Annotated in this window: 18 protein-coding genes; 13 read left to right on the forward strand and 5 right to left on the reverse strand. The window is 40.1% G+C overall.

The window, feature by feature from the left end; genetic code table 11:
• The first annotated feature begins 1 nt into the window (after position 1).
• A complete protein-coding gene (gene htpX, locus N8O43_RS04450; protein ID WP_261089569.1) occupies positions 2–901 on the forward strand; it encodes a zinc metalloprotease HtpX in 900 nt (299 codons plus the stop codon).
• 151 nt (positions 902–1,052) lie between these two features.
• On the opposite strand, the gene N8O43_RS04455 is transcribed toward htpX, so the two are convergent.
• The gene (locus tag N8O43_RS04455) at positions 1,053–2,612 is read right to left on the reverse strand and encodes an ATP-binding cassette domain-containing protein (protein ID WP_261089570.1); all 1,560 of its coding nucleotides are present in this window, start codon (positions 2,610–2,612) and stop codon (positions 1,053–1,055) included.
• A 389-nt stretch (positions 2,613–3,001) separates the two neighbouring features.
• The gene (locus N8O43_RS04460; protein WP_261051296.1) at positions 3,002–3,313 is read right to left on the reverse strand and encodes a helicase BlpT; all 312 of its coding nucleotides are present in this window, start codon (positions 3,311–3,313) and stop codon (positions 3,002–3,004) included.
• A 186-nt stretch (positions 3,314–3,499) separates the two neighbouring features.
• Here N8O43_RS04460 and N8O43_RS04465 point away from each other — a divergent pair, with 186 nt between their 5' ends.
• From N8O43_RS04465 to carB, 6 genes are all read left to right on the forward strand, one after another.
• The gene (locus N8O43_RS04465) at positions 3,500–4,042 is read left to right on the forward strand and encodes a YceD family protein (protein WP_261051253.1); all 543 of its coding nucleotides are present in this window, start codon (positions 3,500–3,502) and stop codon (positions 4,040–4,042) included.
• Positions 4,042–4,671, forward strand: coding sequence for an endonuclease III (nth, locus tag N8O43_RS04470; RefSeq protein ID WP_261089573.1), 630 nt, complete (start codon positions 4,042–4,044; stop codon positions 4,669–4,671). The genes N8O43_RS04465 and nth overlap by 1 nt, the downstream gene beginning before the upstream one ends.
• Before the next feature lie 210 nt (positions 4,672–4,881).
• Complete coding sequence (gene pyrR, locus N8O43_RS04475; protein ID WP_000644747.1) at positions 4,882–5,403, forward strand: bifunctional pyr operon transcriptional regulator/uracil phosphoribosyltransferase PyrR; 522 nt, start codon at positions 4,882–4,884, stop codon at positions 5,401–5,403.
• 18 nt (positions 5,404–5,421) lie between these two features.
• Positions 5,422–6,345 (forward strand): aspartate carbamoyltransferase catalytic subunit, encoded by a 924-nt coding sequence (locus N8O43_RS04480; RefSeq protein WP_261089574.1) that lies wholly within the window; start codon positions 5,422–5,424, stop codon positions 6,343–6,345.
• Positions 6,346–6,394: 49 nt separating this feature from the next.
• On the forward strand, positions 6,395–7,474 hold the full coding sequence (locus tag N8O43_RS04485; protein WP_045607045.1) for a carbamoyl phosphate synthase small subunit: 1,080 nt from the start codon (positions 6,395–6,397) through the stop codon (positions 7,472–7,474).
• A 311-nt stretch (positions 7,475–7,785) separates the two neighbouring features.
• Positions 7,786–10,962, forward strand: a complete 3,177-nt coding sequence (gene carB, locus N8O43_RS04490; RefSeq protein WP_261089576.1) for a carbamoyl-phosphate synthase large subunit — start codon at positions 7,786–7,788, stop codon at positions 10,960–10,962.
• Positions 10,963–11,030: 68 nt separating this feature from the next.
• Here the strand turns inward: carB and N8O43_RS04495 are convergent, their stop codons facing one another.
• Genes N8O43_RS04495 through tacF form a run of 3 tightly spaced genes read right to left on the reverse strand, consistent with a single transcriptional unit; the run spans position 11,031 to position 14,142 of the window.
• Complete coding sequence (locus tag N8O43_RS04495; RefSeq protein ID WP_261089579.1) at positions 11,031–11,840, reverse strand: LicD family protein; 810 nt, start codon at positions 11,838–11,840, stop codon at positions 11,031–11,033.
• Between the two features lies 1 nt (position 11,841).
• Positions 11,842–12,645 carry a LicD family protein gene (locus N8O43_RS04500; RefSeq protein ID WP_261089580.1) on the reverse strand — a complete coding sequence of 268 codons (804 nt, stop codon included), beginning with the start codon at positions 12,643–12,645 and terminating at the stop codon, positions 11,842–11,844.
• Positions 12,646–12,654: 9 nt separating this feature from the next.
• On the reverse strand, positions 12,655–14,142 hold the full coding sequence (gene tacF, locus N8O43_RS04505) for an oligosaccharide flippase family protein (protein ID WP_247941914.1): 1,488 nt from the start codon (positions 14,140–14,142) through the stop codon (positions 12,655–12,657).
• 486 nt (positions 14,143–14,628) lie between these two features.
• Between tacF and N8O43_RS04510 the strand changes: the two genes are divergently transcribed.
• The 6 genes from N8O43_RS04510 to dprA all read left to right on the forward strand — a co-directional run bounded on the left by N8O43_RS04510 (position 14,629) and on the right by dprA (position 19,754).
• Entirely contained in the window at positions 14,629–15,336 is a 708-nt protein-coding gene (locus N8O43_RS04510; protein WP_049544116.1) for an IspD/TarI family cytidylyltransferase, read from the forward strand.
• Positions 15,337–15,340: 4 nt separating this feature from the next.
• Complete coding sequence (locus tag N8O43_RS04515; RefSeq protein WP_049544118.1) at positions 15,341–16,363, forward strand: ribitol-5-phosphate dehydrogenase; 1,023 nt, start codon at positions 15,341–15,343, stop codon at positions 16,361–16,363.
• A 16-nt stretch (positions 16,364–16,379) separates the two neighbouring features.
• A complete protein-coding gene (gene licA / locus N8O43_RS04520; RefSeq protein WP_050077886.1) occupies positions 16,380–17,249 on the forward strand; it encodes a choline kinase LicA in 870 nt (289 codons plus the stop codon).
• Positions 17,239–18,117 (forward strand): DMT family transporter, encoded by an 879-nt coding sequence (locus tag N8O43_RS04525; protein ID WP_000791828.1) that lies wholly within the window; start codon positions 17,239–17,241, stop codon positions 18,115–18,117. Before licA ends, N8O43_RS04525 begins: the two co-directional genes overlap by 11 nt.
• An 11-nt stretch (positions 18,118–18,128) precedes the next feature.
• Positions 18,129–18,818 carry a CTP--phosphocholine cytidylyltransferase gene (locus tag N8O43_RS04530; RefSeq protein WP_020902399.1) on the forward strand — a complete coding sequence of 230 codons (690 nt, stop codon included), beginning with the start codon at positions 18,129–18,131 and terminating at the stop codon, positions 18,816–18,818.
• Between the two features lie 87 nt (positions 18,819–18,905).
• Positions 18,906–19,754 carry a DNA-processing protein DprA gene (gene dprA / locus N8O43_RS04535; RefSeq protein ID WP_203212761.1) on the forward strand — a complete coding sequence of 283 codons (849 nt, stop codon included), beginning with the start codon at positions 18,906–18,908 and terminating at the stop codon, positions 19,752–19,754.
• Positions 19,755–19,864 lie beyond the last annotated feature (110 nt).

Below are 19,864 nucleotides of genomic sequence, written 5' to 3' on the forward strand. Positions count from 1 at the left end.
GATGCTGTTTGATCAAATTGCAAGCAATAAACGAAAAACCTGGATTTTATTGCTGGTATTTTTCCTACTCTTAGCTTTTGTTGGCTATGCGGTTGGTTACCTCTTTATGCGATCTGGGCTTGGTGGTTTGGTTATCGCACTGATTATCGGCTTTATCTATGCCTTGTCCATGATTTTTCAATCGACAGAGATTGTCATGTCCATGAATGGGGCGCGTGAGGTTGATGAGCAAACGGCACCAGACCTCTACCATGTAGTGGAAGATATGGCTATGGTGGCTCAGATTCCTATGCCTCGTGTTTTCATCATTGATGATCCAGCCTTAAATGCCTTTGCGACAGGTTCTAACCCTCAAAATGCGGCGGTTGCTGCGACGTCAGGTCTCCTAGCTATCATGAATCGTGAAGAACTAGAAGCTGTTATGGGACATGAAGTCAGTCATATCCGAAATTACGATATCCGCATTTCGACCATTGCTGTCGCCCTCGCCAGTGCCATTACCCTTCTGTCTAGTATGGCAGGACGGATGATGTGGTGGGGTGGCGCAGGTCGCAGACGGAGTGACGATGATAGAGATGGAAATGGTCTTGAAATCATTATGCTAGTGGTTTCCCTACTAGCTATTGTGCTGGCACCTCTCGCTGCAACCTTGGTGCAACTAGCTATTTCTCGTCAGAGGGAATTCCTAGCTGATGCTTCCAGTGTTGAGTTGACGCGTAATCCGCAAGGGATGATTAATGCTCTACGTAAGTTAGATAATAGTAAACCGATGAGTCGTCCTGTCGATGATGCCAGCAGTGCACTTTATATCAATGATCCTAAGAAAGGTGGAGGGTTCCAAAAACTCTTTTATACCCACCCACCTATCTCAGAACGGATTGAACGTTTGAAACATATGTAAAATGAAGGCTGGGAAAAAGTCTTTAAAATCTGAAAAACGCATAATATCAGGTGTGCAAAAAACTTGATATTATGCGTTTTATTATGGGAAGATTTACTTTCTCTTCTCCTAAAATTGTGTTTTTGCACCACCTATCTGCTATGTTGCAAATTTATAAATCTTCTAAATTAACTACCTCCAAACCGTGTTCTGTCATGCGATAGATGATCGAGCAAACTTCTTTTAAGAAACGACGGTCATGCGAAACAGTGATGAGACCGCCCGGATAGGTGGCAAAGAGTTTTCTGATTTCAGGTTGAGAAGTTGGAGAAAAGTTTCGTGTGGGTTCGTCCAGAAGGAGAAAGTTTGGTTTGCGCAGGACTAAATCCAAAAGCAGGAGTTTGCCTTGTTGTCCGCCAGATAAGGAGCGAATTTGATGCTGCATTTCTGGATAACTGAAATTGAGACTGGCTAAGTGAGATTGGATTTTCTGCAGTTCCTCTTTTTCCCCGGTTTTGCTGAGATAGGCTAACGGTGATAGCTCTAATTGCAGTTTTTTATGGTAATCTTGTGGCATATAACCAAGCGAAATCTCTCTTTTATCATTCAGAAGTTGCTGTAACTTGGCTAAAAGAGTTGATTTTCCAATACCATTTGGGCCGATGATACCAATTTTTTCTTGGCCACGGACAGTTAATTGTAGTTCTTGCACCAAAATTCGCTCGCCAATGGACAAATTTTCTTTTTCCAGTTGGATTAAGACTTTAGAAGCAGGTAATGGCTGTATATCTGAGAAGAAAAGTCTGATTTCTTCCTCTTCAAGTGGTTTTTGGGTCATGGACTGAGCTGTCTTTTCAAAGCGTTTTTCTTGAGAGAGGATATTTTTCATCTTTTTAGCCAATAGGCGACCGGCAGTACTGTCTTTAGTAGCTCGAAGCGCAGTTTCTACATTTTGCTTGACTCGCCGATGTTTTTCCATGGTTTTGTCGTAGGCTCTTTGGTCGTTAGCTGCTTGCTGGCTTTGTTTGGCAAAATTAGTCTTTCTCTGGTCGCTATAGCTATCATAGTCTAAATGCTCTACTAGTGTCTCCGCTTCTTTACGGTGCTTGACCAGTCGCAAGTGGACAATAGTATCAGCCGTTTCAGAAAGAAAGTCTTCATCATGGGAAATGAAAATAACGGTTTGCCTAATCTTCTGTATCTGTCTTTTTAGCCAATCAACCGTCTCAAGGTCCAGGTCATTTGAAGGTTCATCTAAAAATAGAATCTCAAAGGGTTTGGCTAACTCATGGATGAGTTGAATTTTCAAAGCTTCGCCCCCTGATAGACTGCTAATCTCTTGGTCACTAGCGAAACGATCGCTATCAAAATGCAATTCCTCAGCCAAACGATAGAGGACACTGTAGTCTAAATCAATAGAATCTAAAAAGAAGTAGTCGTGTAGAGTTTTCTTTTTCAGCTCCTCAGGGAGTTTTTGAGGAATGTAGGCTAGTGATTGATGGTCAGACTGGATGTCTCCCTTGATAGTGAAATTAGGTAAGTCTTCCCCCATTAAAGTTTTAAGTAAGGTTGATTTGCCATTTCCTTCTTCGCCAATAATAGCTACCTTATCTCCGTTTTGTATGGTCATGCTTAGATCAGATACAAGATCTCGTAGATCTTTGTTTTGTGTGATGGTCAGGTGATTGATTTTTATCATATAATTGTCCTTTCTAGAATGTCCATAGTGCATAACAAAAAGCTCTACTTTACCTAGTAGAGCCAATGTCTATGTCAAAAAAACTCTATTAATACTCTTCGAAAATCAAATTCAAACCACGTCAGCGTCGCCTTACCGTATATATGTGACTGACTTCGTCAGTCTTATCTACAACCTCAAAATAGTGTTTTGAGCAGCTTACGGCTAGCTTCCTAGTTTGCTCTTTGATTTTCATTGAGTATAAAATGCCAGAAGAAGAGCATAAAAGAGCACACAAAAAGAGACAAAAACAAGATCTACTAAATAAAGTTTCTTTATTTGATAGACTTAGTTGTTCATGTCTCCCTTACCTCCGAGTATTAGTACCTCTATCTTATACCTTTCAGGATATTTTGTCAACAGAAAACTGACAATTCTAATCTCTAAAATCCGAAAACAGGTCCATAAAGAGTTAGTACGTGTTTGACATGCTTGTAATGGAATTTGTCGTAGTTTCGCCAAGCAATGCGTGCTTGGTCGTTCAGTTTTAGGCTACCGAGACCTATCAGAAGACTGGTACGTTGGTAAAATTTCTCAAGGTCAATTAAGATACTGTTGTCCAACTTTTCCACTTTTTTGAGCTCTTTTATAGTAGTGTTTAGCAGCTCTTGCAGTCGAATATCATCTGCCCTACCCTGTTTGCAGCTTTGGAAACTTTTATTTAACTCGGATAGGAGTTGGGTTGCATTAGTAATGAGTTCTTTGTCTTACATGTGAGCATCCTCCTTGCTCTGATGTATTATTGCCTATAGTATAGCACTAAAAAACAAAAATGTCATAGTAAATATGTTAAAAAATCGAATTTTAATTTTAAAGTTTGGTGTGCTGATTTGTAAGCTTTTCATGGTATAATCAAGAGAGTAAATCTTTATGGAGGAAGTATGAAATTAAATATTCAAGAAATTCGTAAGCAGTCTGAAGGCTTGCATTTTGAACAAACGTTAGACCTAGCCTCAGACCTGCGTGCACGTAATCAAGAAATTTTAGATGTAAAAGATATCCTTGCAGTTGGGAAAGTACAGTACGAAGACCGTATGTATTTCTTAGATTATCAACTATCTTACACCATTGTTCTTGCTTCAAGTCGCAGTATGGAGCCAGTTGAGTTAGTTGAATCTTATCCAGTAACGGAAGTTTTCATGGAAGGAGCAACCAATCAGCTAGATCAAGAAGTTTTAGATGATGATTTGGTCTTGCCTATCGAAAATGGAGAACTTGACCTTGCTGAGAGCGTGTCAGACAATATCCTACTAAACATTCCTATCAAGGTCTTGACGGCTGAAGAAGAGGCTGGTCAAGGATTTGTCTCAGGAAATGACTGGCAAATCATGACAGAGGAAGAATACCAGGCCCAACAAGCAGTCAAAAAAGAAGAAAACAGTCCTTTTGCTGGCTTACAAGGACTATTTGATGGAGATGAATAATGGTTTTGTCAAAAAAACGAGCACGAAAAGTGCTAGAAGAAATCATTGCTCTGTTTCCAGATGCCAAGCCCAGTCTTGATTTTACCAATCATTTTGAACTACTAGTTGCGGTCATGTTGTCAGCTCAGACAACGGATGCAGCGGTAAATAAGGCCACACCAGGTCTCTTTGCTGCCTTTCCAACGCCACAAGCCATGTCTGTTGCGACAGAGGGTGAGATTGCTTCACACATTTCTCGCCTAGGACTGTATCGAAATAAGGCTAAATTCCTTAAAAAATGTGCCCAACAGTTACTAGAAGATTTTGATGGTCAAGTCCCTCAAACACGTGAGGAATTAGAGAGTCTAGCAGGTGTTGGTCGCAAGACAGCCAATGTTGTCATGAGTGTGGGCTTTGGGATTCCAGCTTTTGCAGTAGATACTCATGTGGAGCGTATTTGCAAACACCATGATATTGTCAAAAAATCAGCGACACCGCTTGAGGTGGAAAAGAGGGTTATGGATATTTTGCCACCGGAACAGTGGTTAGCAGCCCATCAGGCCATGATTTATTTCGGACGGGCTATCTGCCATCCTAAAAATCCAGAGTGTGACCAGTACCCACAATTATATGATTTTAGCAATTTATAAGATGGTGTACCAAAAGTTTTTGCTTGATTTTAAGCATGCTTTGTGCTATAGTATTTGATAACTAAATATTCCTTTAAACCTGTCCCGTGAGGCAGGCAAGGAGCGCGATAAAGTAGAAGGGTGAAGTCTATACTGTTTCCAGTAGGGCTTACTTAGCTATACATTTCAAGTCTCCTTGTTTAAGGAGACTTTTCTTTTTGGAGGTTTGTCATGAAGGCAAAAGAAGTTGTAGACGAATTGACCGTCAAACGAGCGATTACGCGTATTACATATGAGATTATCGAACGCAACAAAGATTTGAATAAAATCGTCTTGGCTGGTATTAAAACTCGTGGTGTCTTTATCGCCCACCGAATCCAAGAACGTTTGGAGCAACTAGAAAATCTTTCAGTTCCTGTTGTGGAATTGGATACCAAACCTTTCCGTGATGATGTTAAAAGTGGAGAAGATACTTCTTTGGTTTCTGTTGATGTGACAGACCGTGAAGTTATCTTGGTGGACGATGTGCTCTATACAGGCCGTACTATCCGTGCTGCTATTGATAATATTGTAGGTCATGGTCGTCCTGCGCGTGTGAGTTTAGCAGTTCTAGTCGATCGTGGACATAGAGAATTGCCAATCCGTCCAGATTACGTTGGGAAAAATATCCCTACCAGTCGTTCTGAAGAAATCATCGTAGAGATGGCAGAACTTGATGGTCAAGACAGAGTTCTGATTACTGAAGAAGCTTAGAAAGCTAAGGGAGTAGCCATGTCAGAAAATCAACAAGCATTGAACCATGTGGTGTCCATGGAAGACCTCACTGTCGATCAAGTGATGAAATTGATCAAGCGAGGAATTGAGTTTAAAAACGGAGCTCAGCTTCCCTATGAGGACCATCCGATTGTTTCCAATCTCTTCTTTGAGGATTCTACACGAACACATAAGTCTTTTGAAGTAGCAGAGATTAAACTGGGATTGGAGCGACTTGACTTTGATGTGAAGACCAGCTCGGTTAATAAGGGTGAGACACTTTATGATACCATTTTGACTCTGTCTGCTTTAGGAGTGGATGTCTGTGTGATTCGCCACCCAGAGGTTGACTACTACAGAGAGTTAATTGCTAGTCCCACGATTACGACTTCCATCATCAATGGTGGAGATGGTTCGGGACAACACCCTAGCCAGAGCTTGCTTGATTTGATGACCATTTATGAGGAATTTGGCCAATTTGAGGGTCTCAAGGTTGCGATTGCAGGTGACTTGGACCATTCACGTGTTGCCAAATCTAATATGCAGATTTTGAAACGCTTGGGAGCTGAACTCTTTTTCGCTGGACCTGAGGAATGGAGAAGTCAAGAGTTTGCAGACTATGGACAGTTTGTAACTATTGATGAAATTATTGATCAGGTGGATGTCATGATGTTTCTCCGTGTGCAACATGAACGCCATGATGGTGGTGCAGTCTTTTCAAAAGAAAACTACCATGCCCAACATGGTTTGACTCAAGAACGTTATGACCGTTTGAAAGAAACAGCAATCCTTATGCACCCAGCTCCAGTCAATCGTGATGTAGAAATCGCAGACCACTTGGTTGAAGCACCAAAATCACGGATTGTCCAACAAATGACCAATGGTGTCTTTGTTCGAATGGCAATCTTAGAATCCGTACTGGCGAGTAGAAACGCCAACTAAAACACAAGACGTTAAAAGACGCCAGTGAGCGTCCACGAGAGGTGAAAATATGACAAAAAGACTTCTAGTATTAGAAGATGGCACAGTTTTTGAAGGCAAGGCCTTCGGAGCAGATATTGATGTAACAGGCGAAATCGTCTTTAATACAGGGATGACCGGCTATCAAGAATCCATCACAGACCAGTCCTACAATGGACAAATCTTGACCTTTACTTATCCTTTGGTAGGAAATTATGGAATTAACCGTGATGATTACGAATCCATTATTCCAACTTGTAAGGGAGTTGTTGTTTTTGAAGAAGCGCGTCGAGCTAGCAACTGGCGAAATCAAATGACGCTGGATGAATTTTTGAAAGCCAAGAAAATTCCAGGTATTTCAGGAATTGATACGCGTGCTCTTACCAAGATTATCCGTAAGCATGGTACTATGCGTGCAACCTTGACCCATGTTGGGGACAGTATGGACCATGTGACGGATCAGCTCCAAGCAACAGTTTTGCCGACAGACAATATCAAGCAGGTTTCTACTAAAACTTCATATCCAGCTCCAGGAGTTGGTTTGAGTGTAGTGCTAGTGGATTTTGGTCTCAAGCACTCAATCCTACGTGAACTTTCTAAACGCAACTGTAACGTGACGGTTGTTCCTTATTCGACAACGGCTGAAGAAATTCTCCATCTCAACCCTGACGGAGTTATGTTGTCAAATGGTCCAGGTAACCCAGAAGATGTTCCACAGGCACTGGATATGATTCGCGGTGTGCAAGGAAAAATTCCAATCTTTGGTATTTGTATGGGGCACCAACTCTTTGCAATGGCAAACGGTGCTAAGACCTACAAGATGAAATTTGGTCACCGTGGATTTAACCACGCTGTACGTGAAATCGCAACAGGACGAGTAGACTTTACTAGCCAGAACCATGGTTATGCAGTTAGCCGTGAGGACTTGCCAGAACACTTGATTATTACCCACGAAGAAATCAATGACAAGTCAGTGGAAGGTGTGCGCCACAGATATCAACCAGGTTTTTCTGTACAATTCCACCCAGATGCAGCCCCTGGTCCACACGATGCAAGCTACCTATTTGACGAGTTTATCGAGATGATGGAAGCTTTTAAACAATCAAACTAAGAACGAGTAAATGCTTGTCGGAGAATTTATGTAACTGAACACGGACGGAAAGCTCGGAATTTAGAGAAACCAATTTGGATTGTCAAACCTTCCTTGGTTTCCTAAAATTCAATCGTTTTCTATTCGTCCTTTGTATCTTATTTAATGTCGCCCTGTGAGGCGACGAATAGAAAGGAGAAGATACATTGTTCGCGGAAGTGAACACGCCCTAAGAACTGTGTGAAAAAGATAAACATTGTCTTGACGCTGAAGGCGTCTGCACCGAGTTTCCTATTTTCACTGTGTTCTTTACGGGCTTTGTATCATAAACTATGCCTAAACGTACTGATATTCAAAAAATTATGGTGATTGGTTCTGGTCCGATTATTATTGGTCAGGCTGCTGAGTTTGACTATGCTGGGACCCAGGCTTGCTTGTCGTTGAAAGAGGAAGGGTATGAGGTTGTTTTGGTTAACTCAAATCCTGCAACCATCATGACGGATAAAGAAATTGCTGACAAGGTTTACATTGAACCGATTACACTTGAGTTCGTGACACGTATTCTTCGTAAGGAACGTCCAGATGCCTTGCTTCCAACCCTTGGTGGACAAACTGGTCTTAATATGGCCATGGAATTGTCTAAAAATGGTATCCTTGATGAGCTTGGTGTTGAGCTTCTGGGTACTAAACTATCTGCCATCGACCAAGCGGAGGACCGTGACCTCTTTAAACAATTGATGGAAGAACTCAATCAACCCATTCCAGAATCTGAAATTGTCAACACAGTCGAAGAAGCTGTTGCCTTTGCAGCAACAATTGGCTACCCAGTCATCGTCCGTCCAGCCTTTACACTTGGTGGTACTGGTGGTGGTATGTGTGCCAACGAGGAAGAATTGCGTGAAATCGCTGAAAATGGTTTGAAATTGTCACCTGTTACCCAATGTTTGATTGAACGTTCAATCGCAGGTTTCAAGGAAATCGAATACGAAGTGATGCGTGACTCAGCTGACAATGCTTTGGTTGTTTGTAACATGGAAAACTTTGACCCAGTTGGGATTCATACAGGGGATTCCATTGTATTTGCCCCTGCCCAAACTATGTCAGATTATGAAAACCAAATGCTTCGTGACGCAAGCTTGAGCATCATTCGTGCCCTTAAGATTGAAGGGGGATGTAACGTTCAGCTGGCCCTTGATCCACACAGCTTCAAGTACTATGTCATCGAAGTAAACCCTCGTGTATCGCGTTCGTCAGCCCTTGCTTCTAAGGCGACAGGATATCCGATTGCTAAGTTGGCTGCTAAGATTGCAGTAGGTTTGACCTTGGATGAAGTTATCAACCCAGTTACAGGTTCAACCTATGCCATGTTTGAGCCTGCCCTTGACTACGTTGTTGCTAAGATTCCACGTTTCCCATTTGACAAGTTTGAAAAGGGTGAGCGCCGTCTTGGTACTCAGATGAAGGCGACTGGAGAAGTCATGGCAATCGGTCGTAACATCGAGGAATCTCTCCTTAAGGCTTGTCGTTCCCTTGAAATTGGGGTTCATCACAATGAAATACCTGAACTTGCATCAGTTTCTGATGATGCCTTGATTGAAAAGGTTGTCAAGGCCCAAGATGACCGTCTCTTCTACGTATCAGAAGCCATTCGTCGTGGCTACACACCAGAAGAAATTGCTGAATTGACTAAGATTGATATATTCTATCTTGATAAACTCTTGCACATCTTTGAAATTGAGCAAGAATTGGGCGCTCATCCACAAGATCTTGAAGTTTTGAAAACTGCAAAATTGAATGGATTTTCAGACCGTAAGATTGCTGAACTCTGGAATACTACAGCTGATCAAGTTCGCCAACTTCGTTTGGAAAACAAGATTGTCCCAGTCTACAAGATGGTCGATACTTGTGCGGCAGAATTTGACTCTGAAACACCATACTTCTATTCAACCTATGGTTGGGAAAACGAGTCTATCAAGTCTGATAAGGAATCCGTTCTAGTTCTAGGTTCTGGTCCAATCCGTATCGGTCAAGGGGTTGAGTTTGACTACGCAACCGTTCACTCTGTTAAGGCTATCCAGGCTGCTGGCTATGAAGCTATCATTATGAACTCAAACCCAGAGACCGTATCTACAGACTTCTCGGTATCTGACAAGCTCTATTTTGAACCATTGACATTCGAAGATGTTATGAATGTCATCGACTTGGAACAACCAAAAGGGGTTATCGTTCAGTTTGGTGGTCAAACAGCTATCAACCTTGCGGAGCCATTGGCAAAAGCAGGTGTGACCATCCTTGGTACACAGGTTGCTGACCTAGACCGTGCTGAAGACCGCGACCTCTTCGAGCAAGCTCTTAAAGATTTGGATATTCCACAGCCACCAGGACAAACGGCTACCAATGAAGAAGAAGCAGTGCTTGCAGCTCGCAAGATTGGCTTCCCAGTTCTCGTTCGCCCATCTTATGTCTTGGGTGGACGTGCCATGGAAATCGTTGAAAACGAAGAAGACCTTCGTTCTTACATGCGTACAGCGGTTAAGGCTAGTCCAGACCACCCAGTTCTTGTCGACTCTTATATCGTTGGGCAAGAGTGCGAAGTTGATGCTATTTCTGACGGAGAAAATGTCCTTATCCCTGGTATCATGGAACATATCGAACGTGCCGGTGTCCACTCAGGTGACTCAATGGCCGTTTACCCACCACAAACCTTGTCGCAAAAGGTTCAGGAAACCATCGCAGACTATACTAAACGTCTAGCAATCGGTCTTAACTGCCTTGGAATGATGAACATCCAGTTTGTTATCAAGGATGAAAAAGTCTACGTTATTGAGGTCAATCCACGTGCCAGCCGTACGGTTCCATTTCTTTCTAAAGTGACCAATATCCCTATGGCTCAAGTAGCAACCAAGCTCATTCTTGGTCAAAAACTTGAAGAACTTGGCTACCAAGATGGACTTTACCCTGAAAGCACCCGCGTTCATATCAAGGCACCTGTCTTCTCCTTTACCAAACTAGCTAAGGTAGACAGCTTACTTGGTCCTGAAATGAAGTCAACAGGTGAAGTTATGGGTTCTGATACTACTTTGGAAAAAGCTCTCTATAAGGCCTTTGAAGCTTCTTACTTACACTTGCCAACTTTTGGTAACGTTGTATTTACTATCGCTGATGATGCCAAAGAAGAAGCTTTGGACTTGGCTCGTCGTTTCCAAAATATTGGCTATGGAATCCTCGCGACAGAAGGGACAGCAGCCTTCTTTGCCAGTCATGGATTGCAAGCCCAACCTGTTGGTAAGATTGGTGATGATGATAAGGATATTCCAAGTTTTGTTCGCAAAGGAAGAATCCAAGCTATCATTAACACAGTTGGAACAAAACGAACTGCTGACGAAGATGGTGAGCAAATTCGCCGTTCAGCCATTGAACACGGGGTGCCCCTCTTCACAGCCCTAGATACAGCTAACGCCATGCTCAAAGTATTGGAAAGCCGTAGTTTTGTTACAGAAGCAATTTAAATAGAAAAAAGAGAAGGTGTAACGATCTTCTCTTCTTTTATATTTTTTTCTTGTAAACTACTGCTTAATCAGCTTTTGCGATAAGCTTTAATACTGTGGCCATACCACTCCTGCATTTCTTTTGATGGTGGTGTCATATAATCCCCATACATCTGAGTTAAAAATTGATCATATTTTTTAGGAACGGGCAACATACGGTCTTCAAACTCAGTTAAGATGAGTTCTTTAAAGGTATCAACTGGGAAGACTTCTTTCATACCTTCCTTACCAATCCCAATTCCTCCTTCATATTGAGGAGTATTGGTTGCAGCATTTTTGACTAGCTGATCAATTTTCTTGTAAAAGTAACGGGGATTGACCACTCGGAGGGCGTACCAGCTACATAATCTTAGAAAATCTTTTAATTTGCTATCACCGTGAACTGCGCGTGATTTTTTGATATAAGCTAGTTGACGAAGGGCTACATACTTATAACTCTTGTCGACAATGCTCAAGTCTGTAAAGCGATCAATTGGGAAGACATCAATAAAGAGACTGGTGTCATGACGCTTGTACTTAACATGGTCTTCGATAACAGTAGAAGTATCCAAAATCGATGCGAAATTATGGAAGTACCAAGAAGAAGTGTCGTAGGAGAGAACCTTATAACGTGGATGGTCTTCTTCCTCAATAATCTTCAGTAAACGCTCATAATCTTCACGATAGAGAGAAATATCAATATCATCGTCCCAGGGAATCATACCTTTGTGGCGGATAGCTCCAAGCATGGTTCCATAACTGAGAAAATAAGGAATATCATGTTTCTTACAAGTCTCATCAATATAGTCTAGCAGGGCTAGTTGAATTTCTTTAATTTCTTTTTTTTCTAAATACTGCATCCTAATCCTCCAATTTATAAGCGTGAAATTCATGACTGTAGAAGCGTTTTTCTTCTGGTGGTAGGGTCATATAATCTCCATAAAATTGCGTCAAAATAGTATCAAATTTTTCAGGTGCAGGAAGGCTTAAATTTTCAAAGGGTACATCAATTGTTTTATCGAAGGTACCGCTTGGGAAGACTTCCTTTTCCTTAAATTTAGACGGGATAAAAGCCATATACTGTCCATTCTTACGACTATATTTTTGAATTTCTTTCTCGATTTTATGTGCGAAATAACGAGGAGAAACCGGTCGAAGGATTAACCAGAAGGCTGTTCGTATCCAATCTTTTAAAAGGCTATCTTTATAGACAATATTTTTGTGTTTACTGAAAGACAGTAGTTTGAAGCTTTCCAGTTTATAACAAGTATCAATGACCTTAGGATCATCAAAGCGATCCATAGGGAAAATATCGATAAAAACACCAGACTCATAGGTTTTTGTATTTCGAGTATCAATAATTTTAGTTGTACTGTCGGTTATTTTGATAAAGTTGTTAAAGTAGTTCTTATCAGTTTCTAAGGATAGGAGCTTATATTTGCTTTTTTCCTTTTGAAAAATGTTTATAAATCGTTGGTAGTCTTCTCGAGGCATGGACAGATCAATATCGTCGTCCCAAGGAATAAAGCCCTGATGTCGAACCGCCCCAATCAGAGTACCGTAGTTAATAATATAGTTGATATTGTGCTTTTTACAGAGAGTATCAATATAATCCAAAATTTCTAATTCAATTTGTTTGGCATCTTCAATGGTTAGTTGTTTCATTCTAAACTCCTATGATCTTTTGAATTTATTTTTTAAGGCTAGGACATGGTTTAAAAATTCATAGAAAATGCTATCTTTGGTGAAGGCAAGTAGACCAATATAAGAGATGGCTGATAGCAAGACAATCAAACCAGTATTAATCAAAAATGGCAAATTAATGACCATATCCACAGGATACAAGAAATTAATCAGGAAATAAATTCCTACAAAGGAAAGTGAAAAGAGCGAGTATCGAATAGTATAGCTGAAGATATGTCCTAAGTGGATGAGTTGTTTTCTATGGATGAAAATGATATAGAAAACAAGTAGAGAGGCCTCTGATAGCATAGTTGTCAGTAAGTAGTATTCAGGAGCCACGATGTGGTTGAAAAAGAGGAGACTATTTAAGCCCAAATTGAGTAATCCTGCAAAGACTGTGTAAACTGTAATACGTTTTTCATAGCCATTTGTAAAGAGAATTTGGGAACCAAGAATAGTATCTAAGGCCAGGATAATCGTACGAAAAGCGAAGAGAGAGGTTAAGATACCGCCTCCGATATATTTTTCACTACCGTAAAGTAGGATGGCATTTGGTCCTAAAACCATGAGTCCGAAACTGAGTGGAATGATAAAGAAGTTAAAGATTCGACTTCCTCTGTTAACCAGAGAAACATAGGCTTCTTTGTCTCCTTTACCCAAATAGTAACTGAGACGAGGCACACTCACTCCGATAGCTCCTGTTACAACACCAGCTATAACGGTCACAATTCGCTGAGCCATGGTATAGTAACTAACGTTGACATCAATCCCTGTTTTAACGAGGAAGAGTCGATCCAAAAAAGTGAAGAGCATATTGGCATTGGCAAAGACTAACATGGCTGTTAGAGGGAGAAAGAGCGGTTTAAAATCACTTATGTGAATCTTAACAAGTTTAATGTCTCTTTTAATCCAAAAATAACTAATCAGATAGTTAATCAGTGTCGATAAACTCATCACAAGTGTATAGACAACAATATCGTGTTCATTTTTGACAAACAGGAAAATAGAGACCAGCATCAGGATACGGATGAAAGCAGTCTTGTAAAAAAGAAAACTGTAATTTTCCAGAGCTTCATTGACCCATTCGATTGAAAAAATCTGGGCAATGAGTTGAATCCCCATAACAAGGTAGACTTTTTTGATGATTGGATTATCAGTAAAAAAGAGAGGATAGGCTAGGATATAGACAGCAGTGGTCAAAATTGTACAAGCTATGCACAAATAAAAAAGACTGGAGAAGGTTCTATTAAGATCTTTTTTGTTATCCTTGACATTACTGATGGCCCGTAAACCGTAGTTATAGACTCCATATGTTGCAAAGGGCAAGAAAAATGACAAAATAGTGTCAACTGAGTTGAAGTAACCATAGTCAGTTCGGTCCAAGACACGCGCGACGTAGGTACCAGTTAAGATGGGAAAAATAATATTCAAGACACGAATTCCCATGTAGGATAGAGCATTTAATTTTATACTTTTCATTCAATTTACCTCGTTTTTCATTATATCATAAAGTCAGCTAATAAGAAATGAGGGGCAGTAATACTCTTCGAAAATCAAATTCAAACCACGTCAGTGTCGCCTTACCGTATATATGTTACTGACTTCGTCAGTTCTATCTGCAACCTCAAAGCAGTGCTTTGAGCAACCTGCGGCTCGCTTCCTAGTTTGCTTTTTGATTTTCACTGAGTATAATTCAAGTAATCACTTTGAAGTTTCAAAGTTTAATTTTAAGTTTTCTTTAAGGAAACTATATTATTCTGAAGAACTCTAAAATTTCACAGCCATTTATTGGTAATGACTACAGAATTCCTAGTCATTACTAGAAATGGACTAGTTTCTTTGAATAATGGAACTGCTTAATCCTCCTATTCTAGAACGGGAGGGTCGGTATTTCTTTCATGATAGGACTAGATTGTGGTATAATAGAGAGAGTAAGTTTTTTTAGTAAGACAAAGGAGAAAATAGATGATTTATGCAGGAATTCTTGCTGGTGGAACTGGCACACGTATGGGAATCAGTAACTTGCCAAAACAATTTTTAGAGCTAGGTGATCGACCTATCTTGGTTCATACAATTGAAAAATTTGTCTTGGAACCAAGCATTGAAAAAATTGTAGTTGGTGTTCATGGAGACTGGGTTTCTCATGCAGAGGATCTTGTAGATAAATATCTGCCTCTTCATAAGGATCGTATCATCATTACAAAAGGTGGTGCTGACCGTAATACAAGTATTGAGAAAATCATTGAAGCCATTGATGCTTATCGTCCGCTTACTCCAGAGGATATCGTTGTTACCCACGATTCTGTTCGTCCATTTATTACGCTTCGCATGATTCAGGACAATATCCAACTTGCCCAAAATCATGACGCAGTGGACACAGTGGTAGAAGCGGTTGATACCATCGTTGAAAGCACTAATGGTCAATTTATTACAGATATTCCAAATCGTGCTCACCTCTATCAAGGGCAAACACCTCAAACATTTCGTTGCAAGGATTTCATGGAACTTTACGGCTCTCTCTCTGCTGAAGAGAAGGAAATCTTGACAGATGCATGTAAAATTTTTGTGATCAAGGGAAAAGATGTGGCCTTGGCCAAGGGTGAATACTCAAATCTGAAGATTACAACCGTAACAGATTTGAAGATTGCAAAAAGTATGATTGAGAAAGACTAGTAAAATGATTAATCAAATTTATCAACTAACTAAGCCTAAGTTTATCAATGTCAAATACCAGGAAGAGGCTATTGACCAAGAGAATCATGTCCTCATCCGTCCTAATTACATGGCTGTCTGTCATGCGGATCAGCGTTACTACCAAGGAAAACGTGATCCGAAGATTTTGAATAAAAAGCTTCCAATGGCAATGATTCACGAGTCATGTGGAACCGTTATTTCTGATCCAACAGGAACCTACGAAGTTGGTCAAAAAGTTGTCATGATTCCCAATCAGCCACCTATGCAGAGTGATGAAGAATTCTATGAGAACTACATGACAGGTACTCATTTCTTGTCTAGTGGATTTGATGGCTTTATGAGAGAGTTTGTTTCTCTTCCTAAAGATCGTGTGGTGGCTTATGATGCTATCGAAGATACGGTTGCAGCCATTACAGAGTTTGTCAGTGTCGGCATGCACGCTATGAATCGTCTATTGACCCTTGCTCATAGCAAGCGGGACCGAATCGCCGTTATCGGAGATGGAAGTTTAGCATTTGTGGTTGCCAATATTATCAACTATACTTTGCCAGAAGCAGAGATTGTGGTTATTGGTCGTCATTGGGAAAAGTTGGAACTCTTCTCATTTGCCAAAGAATGCTATATTACTGATAATATTCCTGAAGATTTGGCCTTTGACCATGCTTTTGAGTGTTGTGGTGGTGATGGTACTGGACCAGCTATTAATGATTTGGTTCGCTATATTCGTCCTCAGGGAACGATTCTTATGATGGGAGTTAGTGAGTATAAAGTCAATCTCAATACACGCGATGCCTTAGAAAAAGGCTTGCTCTTGGTTGGGTCCTCTCGTTCTGGTCGCATTGATTTTGAAAATGCAATCCAAATGATGGAAGTCAAGAAATTTGCCAATCGTCTTAAAAATATCCTTTATCTAGAAGAACCTGTAAGAGAAATTAAAGATATTCATCGTGTCTTTGCTACCGACTTAAACACAGCCTTTAAAACCGTGTTTAAGTGGGAAGTATAGGTGCTGGAGGTTAATTGTGGAGAAAATCATTAAAGAAAAAATTTCTTCCTTACTTAGTCAAGAAGAGGAAGTCCTCAGTGTTGAACAACTGGGGGGAATGACCAATCAAAACTATTTGGTCAAAACAACAAATAAGCAATACATTGTTAAATTCTTTGGTAAAGGGACAGAAAAGCTGATCAATCGTCAAGATGAAAAGTACAATCTTGAACTACTAAAGAATTTAGACTTAGATGTAAAAAATTATCTTTTTGATATTGAAGCTGGTATCAAAGTAAATGAGTATATCGAATCTGCGATTACGCTTGATTCAACGTCAATCAAGACCAAATTTGACAAAATTGCTCCAATATTACAAACCATTCATGCATCTGGTAAGGAATTAAGAGGAGAATTTGCTCCTTTTGAAGAAATCAAAAAATACGAATCCTTGATTGAAGAGAAAATCCCTTATGCCAACTATGAAGCTGTTCGAGAAGAAGTCTTCTCCTTAGAGAAAAGACTGGCTGACTTAGGTGTTGACAGAAAATCTTGTCATATTGATTTGGTGCCTGAAAACTTTATCGAATCACCTCAAGGACGACTTTATTTGATTGACTGGGAATATTCATCAATGAACGATCCAATGTGGGATTTGGCTGCTCTCTTTTTAGAGTCTGAATTCACTCGTCAAGAGGAAGAAGACTTCTTGTCTCACTATGAGAGTGAGCAAACACCTGTCTCTCGTGAAAAGATTGCGATCTATAAAATTTTGCAAGATACTATTTGGAGTCTATGGACTGTCTATAAGGAAGAGCAAGGCGCAGATTTTGGTGACTATGGTGTGAATCGTTACCAAAGAGCTGTTAAAGGTTTGGCCTATTATGGAGGTTCAGATGAAAAATAAAAATGGAGTTTCTTTTGGTCTACTCTCAGGTATTTTCTGGGGGTTGGGTCTGACAATTAGTGCTTATATCTTTTCAATTTTTACTGACTTGTCGCCCTTTGTAGTGGCTGCTGCTCACGATTTCTTGAGTATCTTTATCCTACTAGCTTTTCTCTTGGTAAAAGAAGGAAAAGTTCGCCTCTCAATTTTCTTAAATATTCGCAATGTTAGTGTGATCATCGGAGCCTTGCTAGCAGGCCCTATCGGTATGCAGGCCAATCTTTATGCGGTTAAGTATATCGGAAGTTCCTTGGCTTCATCAGTATCGGCTATTTATCCTGCGATTTCAGTTTTATTGGCTTTCTTCTTTTTGAAGCACAAGATTTCGAAAAATACTGTATTTGGTATTGTCTTGATTATTGCAGGAATTATTGCTCAGACCTATAAGGTTGAACAGGTCAATTCCTTCTACATTGGGATTCTCTGTGCGTTGGTCTGTGCTATTGCATGGGGAAGCGAAAGTGTTCTTAGCTCTTTTGCCATGGAAAGTGAATTGAGTGAAATCGAAGCCCTCTTAATCCGCCAAGTGACTTCATTCTTGTCCTATCTTGTGATTGTGCTCTTCTCTCATCAGTCATTTGCAGAAGTGGCCAATGGACAATTGTTGGGTCTTATGATTGTCTTTGCAGCCTTTGATATGATTTCCTATTTGGCTTATTATATCGCTATCAATCGCTTGCAACCAGCCAAGGCTACAGGCTTGAATGTGAGCTATGTAGTATGGACAGTCTTGTTTGCAGTTGTTTTCTTGGGTGCACCGCTAGATATGCTGACAATTATTACGTCACTTGTCGTTATTGCTGGAGTTTATATTATTATTAAAGAATAAAGGAGATTTGTGTGAAAGCCATCATCTTAGCAGCGGGCTTGGGAACTCGCTTGCGTCCTATGACTGAAAATACCCCTAAAGCCTTGGTTCAGGTTAATCAAAAACCTTTGATTGAATACCAAATTGAGTTTCTAAAAGAAAAGGGAATCCATGACATCATCATCATCGTTGGTTACCTTAAAGAACAATTCGATTACTTAAAAGAAAAATATGGTGTTCGCCTCGTTTTCAATGATAAATACGCTGACTACAATAACTTTTACTCTCTCTATCTTGTAAAAGAAGAATTGGCCAACAGCTATGTTATTGATGCCGATAATTATCTCTTTAAAAATATGTTCCGCAATGATTTGACACGTTCTACTTATTTTAGTGTTTATCGTGAAGATTGTACCAACGAATGGTTCTTGGTCTATGGAGATGACTACAAGGTTCAAGACATTATTGTGGATAGCAAAGCAGGTCGCATTCTTAGTGGTGTATCCTTCTGGGATGCCCCAACAGCAGAAAAAATTGTTAGCTTTATTGACAAGGCCTATGCAAGTGGTGAATTTGTTGATCTCTACTGGGACAATATGGTTAAGGATAATATCAAAGAGTTAGATGTCTATGTTGAAGAATTAGAAGGCAATAGCATCTATGAAATCGATAGTGTCCAAGACTACCATAAATTAGAAGAAATTCTTAAAAATGAAAATTAAAGATTCCAACATCTGGCTAAAATAGTCGGATGTTTTTTTGATTTTTTACGAATAAATAGATGAGTAGAAAAAGAAATGGAGATATTTATGAAAATCACAAACTATGAAATCTATAAGTTAAAAAAATCAGGTTTGACCAATCAACAGGTTTTGAAGGTCCTAGAATATGGTGAAAATTTCGATCAAGAACTGTTGTTAGGAGATATTGCAGATATATCAGGTTGCCGAAATCCAGCTGTTTTTATGGAACGTTATTTTCAGATAGACGATGCGCATTTGGAGAAGGAGTTTCAAAAATTTCCATCTTTTTCTATTTTAGATGACTGTTACCCTTGGGATTTGAGTGAAATATACGATGCTCCTGTGCTTTTATTTTACAAGGGCAATCTCGACCTCTTGAAATTTCCTAAGGTAGCAGTCGTAGGAAGTCGTTCTTGCAGCAAACAGGGAGCTAAGTCGGTTGAAAAAATTATTCAGGGATTGGAAAATGAACTGGTTATCGTCAGTGGATTAGCCAAGGGCATTGACACAGCAGCTCATATGGCAGCTCTCCAGAATGGCGGTAAAACTATTGCAGTGATTGGAACAGGACTGGATGTGTTTTATCCTAAAGCCAATAAACGCTTGCAAGACTATATCAGCAATGACCATCTGGTTCTTAGTGAATATGGACCTGGTGAACAACCTCTGAAATTTCATTTTCCTGCCCGTAATCGCATCATTGCTGGACTTTGTCGTGGTGTGATTGTAGCAGAGGCTAAGATGCGCTCAGGTAGTCTCATTACCTGTGAGAGGGCCATGGAAGAAGGACGCGATGTTTTTGCTATTCCTGGTAGCATTTTAGATGGACTATCAGACGGTTGCCATCATTTGATTCAAGAAGGGGCAAAATTGGTCACCAGCGGGCAAGATGTTCTTGCGGAATTTGAATTTTAAGACAAAATTTCTCTTTCTAAACCAACTTTTCTTCTATATATAGGAGCTAAGTCTTGACAGTTATGGCAAAATGGTTTACACTTTATAAAGTTTATTACTTTGAAAAGGTG

This window comes from Streptococcus mitis (assembly GCF_946190335.1).
In the GTDB taxonomy this organism is placed as follows: Bacteria; Bacillota; Bacilli; order Lactobacillales; family Streptococcaceae; genus Streptococcus; species Streptococcus mitis_CH.